This is a genomic window from Nocardia vaccinii NBRC 15922 (assembly GCF_001613305.1).
GTDB lineage: Bacteria > Actinomycetota > Actinomycetes > Mycobacteriales > Mycobacteriaceae > Nocardia > Nocardia vaccinii.
The window spans coordinates 1-14,750 of sequence record NZ_BDCC01000071.1 but is presented as its reverse complement, the minus strand read 5'-3'; the positions used below and the strand labels follow the sequence as shown (position 1 = coordinate 14,750).

At 64.7% G+C, this 14,750-nt stretch carries 12 protein-coding genes and 1 pseudogene; 6 read left to right on the top strand and 7 right to left on the bottom strand.

Annotated elements, in window-relative coordinates; translation table 11 throughout:
* Nucleotides 1–123: 123 nt before the first annotated feature.
* Nucleotides 124–3,390 carry a protein kinase domain-containing protein gene (locus NV1_RS35835; protein ID WP_067902047.1) on the bottom strand — a complete coding sequence of 1,089 codons (3,267 nt, stop codon included), beginning with the start codon at nucleotides 3,388–3,390 and terminating at the stop codon, nucleotides 124–126.
* Nucleotides 3,391–3,688: 298 nt separating this feature from the next.
* Nucleotides 3,689–4,819, bottom strand: a complete 1,131-nt coding sequence (gene nicT, locus NV1_RS35830; RefSeq protein WP_067902046.1) for a Nickel transporter NicT — start codon at nucleotides 4,817–4,819, stop codon at nucleotides 3,689–3,691.
* Between the two features lie 1,437 nt (nucleotides 4,820–6,256).
* Here nicT and NV1_RS35825 point away from each other — a divergent pair.
* A complete protein-coding gene (locus NV1_RS35825; RefSeq protein WP_067902044.1) occupies nucleotides 6,257–6,874 on the top strand; it encodes a cysteine hydrolase family protein in 618 nt (205 codons plus the stop codon).
* A 200-nt stretch (nucleotides 6,875–7,074) separates the two neighbouring features.
* Nucleotides 7,075–8,568 (top strand): acyl-CoA synthetase, encoded by a 1,494-nt coding sequence (locus NV1_RS35820; RefSeq protein ID WP_084526316.1) that lies wholly within the window; start codon nucleotides 7,075–7,077, stop codon nucleotides 8,566–8,568.
* Nucleotides 8,569–8,581: 13 nt separating this feature from the next.
* Here NV1_RS35820 and NV1_RS35815 read toward each other — a convergent pair whose 3' ends face one another.
* The 5 genes and pseudogenes from NV1_RS35815 to NV1_RS35800 form a co-directional block, all read right to left on the bottom strand.
* Nucleotides 8,582–8,791: a hypothetical protein gene (locus NV1_RS35815; protein WP_067902043.1), complete on the bottom strand. Its 210-nt coding sequence runs from the start codon at nucleotides 8,789–8,791 to the stop codon at nucleotides 8,582–8,584.
* Entirely contained in the window at nucleotides 8,788–8,940 is a 153-nt protein-coding gene (locus NV1_RS35810; RefSeq protein WP_157117596.1) for a hypothetical protein, read from the bottom strand. The genes NV1_RS35815 and NV1_RS35810 overlap by 4 nt, the downstream gene beginning before the upstream one ends.
* 92 nt (nucleotides 8,941–9,032) lie before the next feature.
* Complete coding sequence (locus tag NV1_RS47075; RefSeq protein ID WP_373864695.1) at nucleotides 9,033–9,311, bottom strand: AMP-binding enzyme; 279 nt, start codon at nucleotides 9,309–9,311, stop codon at nucleotides 9,033–9,035.
* A pseudogene (locus NV1_RS35805) lies at nucleotides 9,309–9,686 on the bottom strand (AMP-binding protein); the annotation flags it as partial. The pseudogene NV1_RS35805 and the gene NV1_RS47075, both read right to left, overlap by 3 nt.
* Nucleotides 9,687–9,738: 52 nt before the next feature.
* Nucleotides 9,739–10,212: an Lrp/AsnC family transcriptional regulator gene (locus NV1_RS35800; RefSeq protein ID WP_067902203.1), complete on the bottom strand. Its 474-nt coding sequence runs from the start codon at nucleotides 10,210–10,212 to the stop codon at nucleotides 9,739–9,741.
* 291 nt (nucleotides 10,213–10,503) lie between these two features.
* Here NV1_RS35800 and NV1_RS35795 point away from each other — a divergent pair, with 291 nt between their 5' ends.
* The 4 genes from NV1_RS35795 to NV1_RS35785 all read left to right on the top strand — a co-directional run bounded on the left by NV1_RS35795 (nucleotide 10,504) and on the right by NV1_RS35785 (nucleotide 14,461).
* Nucleotides 10,504–12,879, top strand: a complete 2,376-nt coding sequence (locus tag NV1_RS35795) for a thiamine pyrophosphate-binding protein (protein ID WP_067902038.1) — start codon at nucleotides 10,504–10,506, stop codon at nucleotides 12,877–12,879.
* Entirely contained in the window at nucleotides 12,876–13,367 is a 492-nt protein-coding gene (locus tag NV1_RS46655; RefSeq protein WP_307630985.1) for a biotin/lipoyl-containing protein, read from the top strand. Before NV1_RS35795 ends, NV1_RS46655 begins: the two co-directional genes overlap by 4 nt.
* Before the next feature lie 8 nt (nucleotides 13,368–13,375).
* Nucleotides 13,376–13,993, top strand: a complete 618-nt coding sequence (locus NV1_RS46650; RefSeq protein WP_307630983.1) for a 2-oxo acid dehydrogenase subunit E2 — start codon at nucleotides 13,376–13,378, stop codon at nucleotides 13,991–13,993.
* Nucleotides 13,994–14,194: 201 nt separating this feature from the next.
* On the top strand, nucleotides 14,195–14,461 hold the full coding sequence (locus NV1_RS35785) for a DUF3263 domain-containing protein (RefSeq protein WP_067902036.1): 267 nt from the start codon (nucleotides 14,195–14,197) through the stop codon (nucleotides 14,459–14,461).
* The last annotated feature ends 289 nt before the right edge of the window (nucleotides 14,462–14,750 follow it).

The window sequence follows — 14,750 nt, the reverse complement described above, 5'->3', positions numbered from 1 at the left end:
GTTCGCCTCGTAACTCTTACCCGGACTGTGACCGGCCAAGTCAGCGACCATCTCTATCGCCTACTCAGGATCCGGTCCCGGAGGCTGTTTGGAAGCAGTCGCCCTTATCAGACCCAGGCTGGTTCATTCGGCGTCTTGCGCTGTCCAGGCCGCGATCTGTGTGCGGGAGGTGAATCCGAGTTTGGTGAGGATGTGCTCCACGTGGCCATCGGCGGTGCGTTGGGAGATCACCAGTTTGGCGGCGATCTGTTTGTTGGTGAGGCCTTGCGCGATGAGGTCGACGACCTGCCGCTCCCGCTTGGTCAGCTCCACGGACGGACCGGTGGAAGTGGTGTTTGTGGGCTGCTCCCCGAGAGCGTATCTCAGTGCGGCGTCCATCCCCATCGCCTGGCCGCGTCGGAATGCAGCCTCGAACCTGCGGGCACCGAGGGAGACACGCGCCATCCGGTCGCAGTCGTCGTGATAGTGCGATCGTCCCGGGAGGTTGCGCTCGAGACTGCCCACGGACTGCCACAATTGCTCCGCAGCTCCCATCAGTACGGCCCGGCGTTCGGCATCACTGTCAGCGTCGATGGTCCAGGCCAGCACCTCGAGCCCGAAGGCAGCCATGATTGGGTTGCGTACCTTCCGGTTGACCCGCAATGCTTCCTCGAGCAACTTTCGTGCCTGTTGCCGCTCGCCCTGGTGCCACGCCGTAACGCCGAGACCCCACAGTGCGGCCGCCCGAAAGCCCGTTTCGCTGCACGCTTCGGTGAGCGAAAGTACTTGCTCGTTGATCTCGATCGCCCGTTGTGTATCGCCGTGCATGGCCTGTACCCAACCAAGCAGGGAAAGTGCAGCAATGCGCAGAAAGACTGGCCGATTCGCACCGAACACCTCGACAGCGCGTTCGAGGGAACAAGATGCGCGCGCAAGATCTCCGAGATCCATGGCCAGGATACCATCGGCGTAGGCGGCGAGCGCCTTGTTCACGGGGGTGGGAGCCTGTTCCGCGAGCGCGTGCACTTCCTCCACCAAGGCAGTCGCCGCCTGGCGGTCGTCCTGCATCGTCGCCAGCACGGTGCTGGCGTGCAGCGCCTTGACGCGGTCAGGTACCGAGCGGGCGCACGGACGGGCAAGAATGCGGTCGAGCCAGCGTCGACCTTCACCTACCAGACCTCGGAACATCCAGAAACCCAATAGTCCGCTCGCGGTGCGCAGGCCGGCTACGGCCGCCTCCTGGCCATCCTGGCTCAGGCAGTATTCAAGTGCCACGCGAAGGTTGGGTTGCTCGCGGTCGAGTCGGGCGATCCAGTCGAATTGCCGGTCGCTGATCCAGCCGTCCTCGGCGTCCAGTACCAGCCGCTGGTACCAGTCGCGGTGCCGGTGCCGTATCTGCTGGTCCTCGCCGGAGTTCCGCAGTTTCTGCCGGCCGTAGTCGCGCACCGTCTCCAGCATCTGGAACCGCACCACTCCATTGGACTCGCTGCGGATCAGGATCGACTTGTCCACCAGCGAGGACAGCACATCGAGCGGACTGTCCGGCGCCGGATCAGCGCCGCAGATCTGTTCGGCGGCGTCGAGTTCGAAGCCGCCGGCGAATACCGACAGCCGCGCCCACATCCGCTGCTCGGCCGGGGTGCACAATTCGTAACTCCAGTCGATGCACCATCGCAGGGTTTGCTGCCGGGTGGGCGCGGTGCGGTTGGCGCGGGTCAGCAGCGCGAATCGGTCGTCGAGGCGCTGAAGGATCTGCTCGGGAGACATCGTGCGCACCCGGGCCGCGGCGAACTCGATCGCCAGCGGTAGTCCATCCAGCCGGGCGCAGATCCGGGCCGCGATGACCTTGTCGGCCTCCGAGAGTTCAAGACCCGGCACCACCGTGGTCGCGCGGTCGGCAAACAATGTGACTGCGTCGTATCGCGGCAGCTCGCGCGGTGACGGCTCACAATCCAGGTCCGGCACCATCAGCGATGGCACCCGCAACACCGCCTCTCCGCCGATGTTCAGAGGTTCGCGGCTCGTGGCCAGGATCCGCAGGTGTGGGCAGGTCCGCAGCCAGGTTTCGACCAGCTTCGCCACCGCGGCCGCCAACTGCTCGCAGTTATCCAGCACCAGCAACAATTCCCGCGCGGACAGGAACTCGGCCACCACCTCCTGCAACGGTCGCACGGACACGTCGCGCAGGCCAAGGGAGGCTGCCACCACGTCGATCAGCAGCGACGGGTCGGAGACGTCGGCCAGCTCGACCAGCCACACCCCGTCGGCGAACTTCTGGCGCACGCTCGCCGCAGCCCGCAGCGCCAGCCGGGTCTTGCCGACCCCGCCGACCCCGGTGAGCGTCACCAGCCGGGCCGAGGACAGCAGATTCCTCACCTTCGCCACCTCGGTACGGCGGTCGACGAAACTGGTCAACTCGAGTGGCAAAGCGCCGTGCCGAACCACCACCGGTGCCGTCGGCGGGCGCCACTCCTGCGGCTGCGGCATCGGACCGCGGTGCTCGCGAGCCGGTTCGATGTGTAGTGCCATCTCCTCGACCGCGAACCCATGGCAGCGCTGCGCCTGCCGGATCGCCTCCCCGAGTGCTGCTGCGGAGGGCCGCTCGCCAGGGTCGCGGCTCATCGCCGTTGACACCACGGCGGACACGTCATCGGCGATGTCTTGCTCACGCAGGTCCGGTACCGGCTGGGTGGTGATGCGCAGAAACTGGGTGACCACCTTCTCCCCGCTGTGCCGTTCGAACGCCGCATGCCCCGTCAACGCGCAGAACAGGGTGGCACCCAGCCCATAGACGTCCGCGGCCGGGGTAGGAACCTCGCCCTCGAGCACCTCCGGGGCGGTGAACGCCGGCGACCCAGTCACGGTGCCCGCGCTTGTCTGGAAACCCCCAGGTATGTGTGCGATGCCGAAGTCGGTCAATGCGGGCTCGCCGTAATCGGTGAGCAAGATGTTTGCGGGTTTCACGTCCCGATGCACGATGCCCAACCGGTGCGCGGTCGCGAGCGCCCCGGCGATCTTTACCCCGATCCACAATACGGTTTCGGTCGGCAGCGGGCCTTGCCCGCGGATCCTTGCATCCAGCGAGCCCAACGGGTGATATGGCATCACCAGAAACGGGCGCCCGCTCGCGGTGACACCGACCTCCAGGACCGTGACGATGTTGGGATGGCCGGTCAGTCGGCCCATCGCCCGCTGTTCCCGGAAGAACCGCTCCCGATTCTCCTCGTCCGGTTCGGCGGCGAGGATCTTCACCGCCACCGTCCGGTCCAGCTCGGACTGGGTGCAGCGATAGACCACACCGAACCCGCCACGTCCGATCTCCTCGGCATCGGCGAACCCAGCCGCGCTCAGCTCCTCGGTGACAGGCGTGGATGCGTCACGGAGCGTCCGGGACGGGTCTTCCTCGCTCATCGGCTATGCACCATCCGTTGGCGTGTTCCCCGGCAACGGGTAGCACGCGCGTCAACATCTATCGCTGATAGCCAGCGTATGCCTCGGCATACGCCTGAGCTATAGGGACGGTTCCTCGGATCCGCGTGGCAAGCACCGATTCAGCATTCGAACACTTTCGCACGCCCTGGGTGCGGTGGTAGGTCGCTCGATGCACGCTGATTGAGCGTCGAGACGCGCCCGTAGCCGATCTGCATGCGGCGCATGCGTATCGTCAACCCCCGGCAGGTTGACATTGCCGCGTACACCAGGGCGAGGGTCAGTCGATGCTGTCGGGTTCGGGCCGCCAGCGATGTTCGACCTTAGCCAGCTTCCAGTAGGTGAGCGCGACCGCCCACACCACGACGAACAGGCCCGCGATGATGAATCCGACGTTGTTCAAATCAATCCCGGAGATCCCCGCGCTGACCGGGTCGGTCAGGTCGAGCTGGTCGTGCAGGATCCCGACCAATTCGATCGAGCCGATGAGGAACGCGATCGCGATCGACAGGCCGGTGATGGTGAGGTTGTAATACACCTTGCGGACCGGGTTGGAGAAGGCCCAGTGGTAGGCGAAATTCATGAACGTTCCATCGAGGGTGTCGAACAGGCTCATCCCGGCCGCGAACAGCAGCGGCAGGCATATGATCGCGTACCACGGCAGCCCGGCCGCGGCGCCGGACCCGGCCATCACCATCAGCGCCACCTCGGTGGCGGTATCGAGGCCGATGCCGAACAGCAATCCGACCGGATACATCTGGCCAGGACGGGTGATCGAGCGGGTCAGCCGCCCGAGAATCCGGTTGAGGAACCCCCGGTTGTCCAGATGCCGCTCGAGTTCGTGCTCGTCGAATTCGCCTGCGCGCATGGCATTGAACACCCGCCAGATCCCGGCGAGCGCCACCAGGTTCAGTGCCGCGATCAGATAGAGAAACCCGCCAGAGACCACGGTCGAGGCGATGCCCAGGTCGTGGCGGGTGGCCGAGTCGTCGCTGGTGAGGTTGGTGGCCAGCTTTGCCCCGGCGGCGGTGCCCGCGGCCAGCAGCACGACCACGGTCGAATGGCCGAGGGCGAACCAGAAGCCGACGGAGACGGGGCGTTTGCCGTCGGCCATGAGTTTGCGGGTGGTGTTGTCGATGGCGGCGATGTGGTCGGCGTCGAAGGCGTGGCGCATGCCCAGGGTATAGGCGGTCACGCCAAGTCCGAGACCGAACACCTGAGTGCCGACGGTGTAGTGATGCGGCACCACCAGTGTGATGAGGATGCCGAAAGCGATCACATGCAGGGCGGTGATCGTGGCGAACAGACCGCTGGTGCGGATCCAGTCACGCCGCTCCCAGCGCACGGCCGGCCGCGGCGATCCGGAACCGGCGGCAGCCGGTGTGAGGGAAGGGTTTTCGGGCGGAGCCATGGGTTGGTCGGCCTTTCCAGCACTTACGGTGGAAGCGGTGGATCGTGCCGCCTACATTTCGTGCCTGTCGGAACAGTGTCATCGACACCTCGAGTACCGCAATATCTTCGCCGTCACCTCGTCGAGGTGACGTGACCCGCGGGCGCATCTACTGTCGGGGGAGGAGTGGGAGGCCGCCCGCGCCGCTGGCATGAACGCGTTGGACCTATTTTCGGTGGCTGGAAGCCGCTGATACTCTGCTCGAGTAGTTCGGCCAGCCGCAGCGGGGTGCGGTCCGCGAACATCGGACATTGACCTGCACACTGGCAGGCCCTCGGGGGAGCGGCCCGCGGGGATGGCGGTGGCGCCCCCCCGTGACGAATCCAGTCGGACCTACAGAGAATGGACTGTTCACCCGCGACGGTGAGCGTCATGCCCGACCGCGCAAGCGTGACCTCGGATGATCTCCCAGTGGTCGCCTTCTCGAGCGACACCGAAGTGAATCGTTCGACATGCAGAGTGTCCGGCTGCCAGTTCTTGCACCGCTCGGCAACGGCGTCGAGCAGCGCTGCCGGTCCGCAGGCATACACCAAAGTGTCGACGACTTGTGACTGCCCGAGAATGCTGTCGAGATCGATGAGACCTTCCTCATCCTGAGGATGAGTCATCACATTGTCGCGATGGCCAACGCTCAACTCCGCAGCGAATGACATGCTGCTCCGCTGCCGCCCTCGTACACCAGGCGCCAATTCGCGCCGAGTCGGTCCACGGGCGCAACCATCGTGATGATCGGAGTTATGTCGATGCCGCCCGCGGTGAGCAAGTAGTTGCTCGCCTCCGCAAGTTGGAAATGACTCTGCGGCCTTCGGGCCGAAATCACATCGCCAACCGACAGTTGCTCGTGGACAAAACGAGATCCCCCTCGGCTCTCAGGGGTACGTGCCTGACCCACTCCAAGCCTCCTCCATGGCAGCGAGCATTGTGATATCTCAAGTATCTTGAGTTAAGATATCACAACCTTGCCCTACTGTGTCAGCTTTGAAGGTCGCACGATGCAAGACGGGAGTAGCTCGTTTTGAGTGACGATTGATCATGCTGTGAGCAGGTGAAATGCGGTGGGGCTGCTGCGGGAGGGGGCGGGCTTCCAGCCTCCGGTGTGGGCGTTGGTAAGCCGCGGCAGCCGAGGCGAAGGTGCGCGCGGTTGTCCCGGTCCTCGTGACCGAACGGCATCAACGCGCGAGCGCGCTGCTCGGTGGTGAACTCATCGAACAAACGTCATCGCGCTGAACAGGCCGAGCGTGGTGGAGAAGCCGGAACCGTTGGTCGGCTGGTCGATCGTGTGCGTACCAGTGTGATATTTCACATCGCGGATCGGGTAGTTTTTTGATAGTCCATAAAATATCACAACTAGAGGCCGAGCGATGACGCCCCACGGCACACCGATGAGAGGACTTCGTCATGACCCCGCTGGATCCTGCGCGCACCGCGATCGTGGCAGCGCACCTGCAGAACGACATCGTCGGAGCCGATCGTCCCTTCGCCGCCTTTTTCCCCACGGAGCCGCAACGAGCCGGCTTCCAGGGCGCCATACTGCGCGTGCTCGACGGCGCCCGTGCCGCGGGCGTGAAGGTCGTGTACACGCGAATCGCGTACCAGCCAGGCTATCCCGACATGGTCGGGAACGCACCCCACCAGGATTTGGTCAAGCGCAAGGGCGTGCTGGTCGAGGGAACGCCGGGCGCGGCCATCATCGATGAGGTCAAGCCGCAAGCCAGTGACTTCATCTTGACGCACCAGCGGACATCCGGCTTCCACGGCACCCTGCTCGACGCGGTGCTGCGCGGAGCGGGCGTCGACACCGTCGCGATCTTCGGGGTGGCGACCAACCTCACCGTTGAGGGGACCGCGCGGGAGGCCGCCGACCTCGGCTACCGCACGCTGATCATTTCCGACGCGTCCGCGACTTTCTCGCAGAGCGCACACAAGGCGTCGCTCGAGACAATGGACCTGCTCGCCGAGGTCGTGACCAGCGACGAGCTGCTGGCGGCGTTCACGCCACCAGCTGAGGGCGCCTGACCGTCGAGCCGGATCAGGCGTCGAGCAAAACGCGCTCGAGCCGTCGAGGTACCGGCGATCGAGTCCCGGGTCGCGGGGGTCCGGGTCATACCCACATACTCGTCACCCCGAACGGAAACGATTACAGCCACGCACTCGTCTGCCAGTGCATCGGCCGACCGAACGACCTGTTCGGGTCCGGCGTGGAGAAGGGACTTGTCATGAATCCAACCGGTACATCCGACGCCCGCTCGGGCCACGAAGGGGACAGGCTCGGTAGGGGGACAACGGCGCCTCTCCTCACCGCCCTGCACGCGGGAGAAAACTCGGCCACCCCGGCGGTGACCATCGGCGACCGGTCGATGAGTTGGGAGCAACTGCACGGCGCCGCCACCGCGTTGGCCGACCGCATCACCGGCAGCCGATGCGTAGCTATGGACGCTCGGGCAGACGTGACCACGGTGATCGCCGTTGCCGGCTGTCTGCTGGCTGGCGTGCCGGTCGTTCCGGTACCCCCCGACTCCGGTCCGACCGAACGGGCGCACATCCTCAGCGACTCGAATGCGGAACTGTGGCTCGGCGAATCGCAACAGGGTCTCGATCTGCCTGCGGTGCCGATCGAGACCGCCGCGCGTTCGGCCACTGTCTACCCCGAGCGGGATCCGTCCGCCACCGCGCTGATCATGTACACATCCGGCACGACAGGCGCACCCAAGGGGGTCGTGGTGTCTCGCCAAGCGGTCGCCGACGACATCGACGCGCTCGCCGCGGCGTGGCAATGGACTTCCGAAGATGTTCTCGTACATGGGCTTCCGCTGTTCCATGTGCATGGGTTGGTGCTCGGAGTGCTGGGTGCTCTCCGAGTCGGCTCCCCCCTTGTGCACACCCTGAGACCGTCACCCGACCGCTACGCGGCGGCGGCCGGCACCCTGTACTTCGGTGTGCCGACGGTTTGGTCGCGGGTGTGCGCGGATCGCGATTCGGCGCGGGCACTGTCCACCGCCCGGCTACTGGTATCCGGGAGCGCACCCCTGCCAGTACCGGTCTTCGAGCAGTTGGCCCAACTTACCGGCGCCCGGCCGGTCGAGCGCTACGGCATGACCGAGACACTGATCACGGTGAGCACCCGCTGCGACGGTGAGCGCCGTCCGGGCTGGGTCGGGCTTCCACTCGACGGAGTACGGACGCGGCTGCGCGCCGAATCGGGCGATCTGTGTCCCCACGACGGAGAATCTTTGGGACAACTGGAAATCTACGGCACCGTTCTATTCGACGGTTACCTGAACAACCCACAACGCACCGCCGAGGTGATGACCGGCGACGGCTGGTTCCGGACAGGTGATATCGCGGCCATCGATGCAGAGGGTTTCCACCGGATAGCGGGGCGAGAGGCGACGGACATGATCAAATCCGGTGGTTACCGAATCGGCGCTGGCGAAGTCGAACAGGCATTGCTGGCTCATCCCGGGATCAGTGAGGCCGCGGTCGTCGGAGTTGCCGACCCTGACCTCGGGCAACGCATCGTAGCTTTCGTCGTCGGCGACCCACCCGATGAACGGACCGTGATCGACTTCGTCGCCGAGACGCTCTCGATCCACAAGCGGCCGCGAGAGATACACCACGTCGAATCCCTTCCACGCAATGCGATGGGCAAGGTTCAGAAAAGCCTGCTCTACCCCGCACGGCCCATCCAGAACCGAGGAAACAAGCCGTGAAAGCCAGAGGTCATCAGAGGCTGCCGCAGGTTGGGTGCACAATCTGGACCAGATCGGAGAGAGGCTTCCAGTGCGATCGTTCCACAGGTCCGCCGAGGACTCGGCGAGGTTCGATGATGATGGGCTCGTGCCGGTGGATGCCCGAAATATCAACGGCACGTTGAAGTTCGAGCGCGATCGCTACCGGCGAGAGCCGGTCGATCATGAACTCAGTCGTGTTCACCTGCGGGTGGCCCGCTCCTCGGCCGCACGCCAGATCTGCCTGGCGATCGGCTGCGTCCCCTCTTCGACGAGGTGCCCGACGTCCAGTAGCGCTGGGATGAGCAGTGGTGAGAGGGTGCTGTAGCAGCCGACATTCAGGAGTCCGCTCACCTGGCTCGTCCTGGTGGAAGCCAGTTGCTGAAGCTCATCTGCCCCGTCGAGCAGTCGGCGCGCGGTCTGTAACACCGTCGCCCCGGCATCGGTCAGCGCAGCGCCCTTGGATCGGCGGCGCTGGGTACCTCGCCCCACCGGGCACTGGGAACTCCGATGACGGCCACTTCGAGTACATCGGGATGATCGGCGATGACCTGTTCGACTTCGATGGAGGCGATGTTTTCTCCACCCGAAATGATGACGTCCTTTCGCCGATCGCGTAGCTCGACATGCCCGGCGGCGTGGATGACTCCGACGTCTCCCGTGCGGAACCACCCATCGGGTGCTGCCTCGGCGGTGGCAGCGTGGTCCTTCAGATAACCGAGCATCAGGTTGTTGCCCCGCAAGCAGATCTGCCCGGTCGTGACTCCGTCGTGCGGCACCTCGATGCCATCGTCGCCGATCACTCGAACGGTGAGCGAGACGATGTTGGCAACGCCTTGTCGCGCCTTGAAGCGAGCCCGCGTGTCCTCGTCGAGCCGGTCCCACTCCGGGCGCCAGTCACAGACGATGGCAGGGCCGAAGCTCTCGGTCAGGCCGTACAAATGAGTTACCTCGAAGCCGAGGCCTTGCATGCGCCGCAAGATCGCCGGAGACGGCGGGGCTCCCCCGGTGGCGACCCGGATGGTGCGCTCCAGCGGCGCAGCCTCCGGCGCGTGGGCGAGCATCGATAAGACTGTCGGCGCACCGTTGAGGTGGGTAACCCCCTCCTTGGAGGCTCTGGCACTGGCGTGGCGGGCAGAGGGTGTCGTCTAGTCAATCCTGCGCGGTCAGCAACGATGTGATCCGGTAGGGCACGAAGTTACGCATGACCAGCGACGTCGCCGTGCGATCGACTCCGTCGATCGCGAGGATTTGACCGGCGATCCGATACAGATCGTCCGCATCGCGGGCGGCGACCTGAATCAGTAAGTCCACCGCACCGCTGAGTCCCTGCGCCTCGACCACCTCCGGAATGGCGTCCAGGGCCGCCGCGATGACAGCGAGTTTGCGCTGTGTGACATTCGCCAAAACGAAAGCCTGCAGCGGATAGCCGAGAATCGCCGGGGCCACACGGCGCTGGAACGAGTCCAACGCACCCTCACCCTCGAGCCGGGCCAGCCGCGCCTGGACCGTGTTGCGGGATAATCCTGTTCGCTGCGAAATTGCCATGGCACTGGCTCGTGGTTCGTCCATGAGCGCGCTGAGGATTCGCTCATCGATCCGGTCGGCGCGGAAACTGCGCGTCATCTGATCTTCCTCATATAGGTCGGGCATGTGGTCGTTACGCCTATCCAACATCCCGAAAGTTCGGTCAGCGTGTGCAGATTGTTCAATCTCAGGCTATCGGGTTGCGCGACCGGCCCGTGCTGGGGTGCACTCCGTGTACAACCTGCACGCAAGGAAGGCCACTTTGCCGATTGCGATCAGGGACCGCCGCCCTGGAATGTTCGAGTACCCGCTCTCGCACAGCCGAGGTTTCGGCGGCCAATCGACTATCGGCGGCGACGCTCGCCGGATCCGACCCGAGGAGCATGCTCGATGGCCACAGCAGTGGAGGCACACGACCACAGCAGTACCGGCGAAGCGGAGTATCTCGACGCCCTGTCCGAGATAGAGCAGCGCACGCTCTGGCTGTCGACCGCGATGATTCACCACGCCAACCGTGTGCGACCGAACCCGACCGGGCTGAAAGTCGGAGGCCACCAAGCCTCGTGCGCGTCGATGGTCACGATCATGACGTCGTTGTGGTTCAGCGAATTGGCGGCCGGGGACCGAGTCTCGGTGAAGCCGCATGCCTCTCCCGTGCTCCACGCGATCAACTACCTGCTGGGCGAACTGGACGAGTCGTATCTGACCACGCTGCGTCAGTTCGGTGGCCTGCAGTCCTACCCCAGCCGGTCCAAAGATCCCGATACCGTGGACTATTCGACCGGTTCGGTCGGCATCGGAGCGACCGCGCCGATCTGGGGCGCGACGGCCCGCCGCTACGTGAATGCCGTGCTCGGCGCGGACGCCGGCACCGGTCGCCAGTACTCCCTCGTGGGCGATGCGGAACTGGACGAGGGCGCGGTGTGGGAGGCCCTGGTCGATCCGGGCACCGCAAGCCTCGGCGAAGTCGTGTGGATCGTCGACCTGAACCGCCAGTCGCTCGACCGTGTGGTACCCGCTATCGCCGCCGACCGGCTGGAATCCATGTTCGCCGCGGCGGGGTGGCAGGTGATCACTGTCAAATTCGGGCGGCTGTTGGAGTCGCTGTTCGCCAAACCTGGCGGGCAGGCGCTGCGCGCCCGGATACTCGAAATGTCGAATCCCGAATATCAGCGGCTGCTGCGGTGTGATGCCGACGAACTCCGCCGCCGACTGCCGGGGACCGGCCGCGGCGGTGCGGAGTTGGCGAAACTGATTGCCAGCCTGGATGATTCGACCCTCACAGCGGCGATCCGAAATTTGGGCGGACATGACATGCGAGCCTTGATCGACGCTTACGCGCGCATCGACGACTCCCGCCCAACGGTCATCATCGCCTACACCGTCAAGGGGTATGGGCTGCCGACAGAAGGGCATCCGCAGAACCACTCGTCGCTGCTCTCGGTGCCGGAGTACGAAGCGATGGCGGCGCGGCTCCAGCGGGATCCGCTACGCCCGTGGGAGCGGTTCGGCGCAGACACAGCGGCCGGGCGGATCTGCTCGGAGACCGCGCAACGGCTGTCTCGTCAGCCGATTCATGAATCGGAACCCCCTTCTGTGCCAACAGATTTCGGCCGCACACCCAAGGGCACCGCGACGACGCAGGCAGCGTTGGGGCGGGTTCTGCTGGATTTGACTCGCGCGGCGCCGGATGCAGCCCGCCGTGTGGTCACCGTGAGCCCCGATGTCAGCTCCACCACCAACCTGGCAGGCTGGATCAACAAGGTCGGTGTGTGGTCGGCCGCCGAGCGCCACGATTGGTTCGCCGACGATGCGGAGACCCTCATGCGCTGGCGTGAGCGTCCTACCGGTCAACACCTCGAACTGGGGATCGCCGAAACGAATCTGGTCGGGCTGATGGGCGAGCTCGGCGCGACGTGGAGCCGGTGGGGTCAGCCCCTGTTTCCAATCGGTGTGATGTACGACCCCTTCGTCGAACGCGCCCTGGAACCGTGGACCTACGGCATCTACGCCGGCGGCCAGTCGATTCTGATCGGAACTCCCTCCGGCGTCACACTCGCAGCCGAAGGCGGTGCCCACCAATCGATTACGACACCCTCGATCGGGATCGAGACCCCGGGCCTGATCTCTTATGAGCCGGCATTCGCGCTCGATGTGGAATGGACACTGCTGGCCAGTCTGGCCAAGCTGGGTCGCCCCGACGGCACATCGGCCTATCTGCGATTGTCCACGAGACCGGTCGAACAACATCTCGCCGAAGTCCCGACCGACGCCGCGGCACGCGAACGCCGCCGGAAACAAGTCGTCGCAGGCGGATACCCGCTGCAAAGGCGGAACGACGCCATCGTCACAATCGTGGCAATGGGCGCGGTTGTCACCGAGGCACTCGCCGCCGCTGAGCGCCTGGAATCGGCCGGTGTCGCAGCCGACGTCGTCTGCGTCACCAGCCCCGGCCTGCTCTTCGAAGCCATGCAGGCCAGGCAGGGCCGCGGAAGCAGCGACAGCTGGATTCTCGATCAACTGTTCCCTGCCAACCGGGCCACCCCGATGGTCACGGTGCTCGACGGGCACCCGCATACCCTGGCCTTCCTGGCCGGTATCAACCGCGTGCACAACATCGGCCTCGGCGTGACTCGGTACGGGCAGGTGGGATCGTTGGACGAGGTCTACCGCTACCACGGCATCGATACCGAGAGCATCATCTCGGCCGCGCTCGACATTCTCGGCACCGCCGGCCAGACCCTTCTGAAGCGAGTGAACCAGTGACCTCGACCACCACGCACAACGAAACCACCATGCCCCTGCCCGACCTGGGCGAAAACGTCACCGAAGCCACCGTGACCCGATGGCTCAAACAACCCGGCGACGAGGTAGCCATCGACGAGCCGATCCTCGAGGTGGCCACCGACAAGGTCGACACCGAGATCACCTCGCCCGTAGCAGGAATATTGCTGCGCATCATCGCCGACGAGGACACCATCGTCTCGATCGGCGATACCTTGGCCGTCATCGGCGCGTCTCACCCGATGCTGCCGACGCCTGAACCCGTACCAACCCCATACGCTGTGGAACAGGCACCCACCCCCAGCCCGGCACCGGCACCGGCGGACGATCCCGTCGAACCCGCGCCGGCGCCGGGTCCCCCGCCGAACAAGGTCCAGCCGACCGCCACATCCGCTGACCGAGTCACCAAGAAGCTGCCTCGCATACGACAGACCATCGCCCGGCGCATGATGGAGTCTCTGCACAGCTGACCACTGTCGTGGAAGTCGACGTCACCGCCATCGCGGCGTTGCGCGACCAGCAGAAGGCAGAATTCCTGCAGCGCAACGGATTCAAACTGAGCTTCCTGCCGTACTTCGTCAAAGCCGCGATCGATGCACTCTCCGACCATCGCGTCATCAATGCCGAACTGAGCGCCGACGCCACCGAGGTGACCTACCACAAAGCATGCCACCTCGGCATAGCCGTCGACAGCCCCAAGGGCCTCATGGTGCCGGTCATCCGCCACGCCGAGAACCAGACCGTCTCCGCATTGGCCCGCAGCATCGCGGATCTCGCTGAACGGGTGCGCGCCAACACCATTGGCGCCGATGAACTCAGCGGCGGCACGTTCACGATCACCAATACGGGCAGCCGGGGCGCATTGTTCGACACTCCAATCATCAATCAGCCCCAATCCGCGATCCTCGGAGTCGGCACAGTCGTGGAACGCGTCGTCCCGATACGATTCGACGACACCACACACATCGGTGTCAGGTCCATGGCCTACCTATCGCTGAGCTACGACCACCGCATCATCGACGGCGCCGACGCAGCCCGATACCTGGGCACGGTAAAAGGCCGGCTGGAAACCGGATTCACCGCATCGGACACATAGACCGACAGGGCCGGGCGTATTTGAACAAGTCATACCGGCGCCCGGCCGGAAACGCAGGATGATCGATCGCTCCAGACGCCGTAGAGCCATCGGCATAGATAACCTCAGCGATGCGACAACGACAATCAATGAGCCCGAATGCAGTTTCACCGCAGCCGATCCGATGCGGCGGCTCGCCGGGCAATCGAATAGGGAGACTCGATGACCGCGGACGAGCTGGCTATGTTGGAATTCGCTGCCAAGTGGTATCGGTTCGGGGGAGGCGATGAGTTCATCTTTCCCGAATTCGGAGTCACCCCCGCGGTGTTTTATCAGAGAGTCCTGCGATTGGTCGAGAGCACGACAAGCAATATCGTCACACCGCAGACTCGAATTCGACTGCGGCAGTTCTGCACCGGCAAACTCTCACGTGCGGCGCAGGTCTCCGCAGTTTCGCTACCGTCTGCGGCGCCGCAGCCACAGACCTGACCAGAGGATACATCGCAGTGGCCAGACCACTCCCCATTCGCCGACCGCGGTCATTCTCGGCAGTCACCGACCATGACTCGTGTCTGAATGAGGGCACAGACAACACCGAGTCCAGCCAAGGCCCCTCCTCCGGAGCGCTCATTCGTTGCGTACCAGTACAGGATGTGCGGCCAATGCCGGCGTGCGCTCGGCACACATCGGTCAGATCGTACGCTCCTCACCGATCACAACCGCTCCGTCCTCGATGCTGACAATTGCCGCAGCTCAGTCAGTGGGACTATCTCGCTAA

What these genes read in the sequence shown, in the direction of transcription:
- NV1_RS35835 (WP_067902047.1), bottom strand. Translation starts at nt 3,390, where the DNA reads ATGAGCGAGGAAGACCCGTCCCGGACGCTCCGTGACGCATCCACGCCT.
- nicT (WP_067902046.1), bottom strand. Translation starts at nt 4,819, where the DNA reads ATGGCTCCGCCCGAAAACCCTTCCCTCACACCGGCTGCCGCCGGTTCC.
- NV1_RS35825 (WP_067902044.1), top strand. Translation starts at nt 6,257, where the DNA reads ATGACCCCGCTGGATCCTGCGCGCACCGCGATCGTGGCAGCGCACCTG.
- NV1_RS35820 (WP_084526316.1), top strand. Translation starts at nt 7,075, where the DNA reads ATGAATCCAACCGGTACATCCGACGCCCGCTCGGGCCACGAAGGGGAC.
- NV1_RS47075 (WP_373864695.1), bottom strand. Translation starts at nt 9,311, where the DNA reads ATGCTCGGTTATCTGAAGGACCACGCTGCCACCGCCGAGGCAGCACCC.
- NV1_RS35800 (WP_067902203.1), bottom strand. Translation starts at nt 10,212, where the DNA reads ATGACGCGCAGTTTCCGCGCCGACCGGATCGATGAGCGAATCCTCAGC.
- NV1_RS35795 (WP_067902038.1), top strand. Translation starts at nt 10,504, where the DNA reads ATGGCCACAGCAGTGGAGGCACACGACCACAGCAGTACCGGCGAAGCG.
- NV1_RS35785 (WP_067902036.1), top strand. Translation starts at nt 14,195, where the DNA reads ATGACCGCGGACGAGCTGGCTATGTTGGAATTCGCTGCCAAGTGGTAT.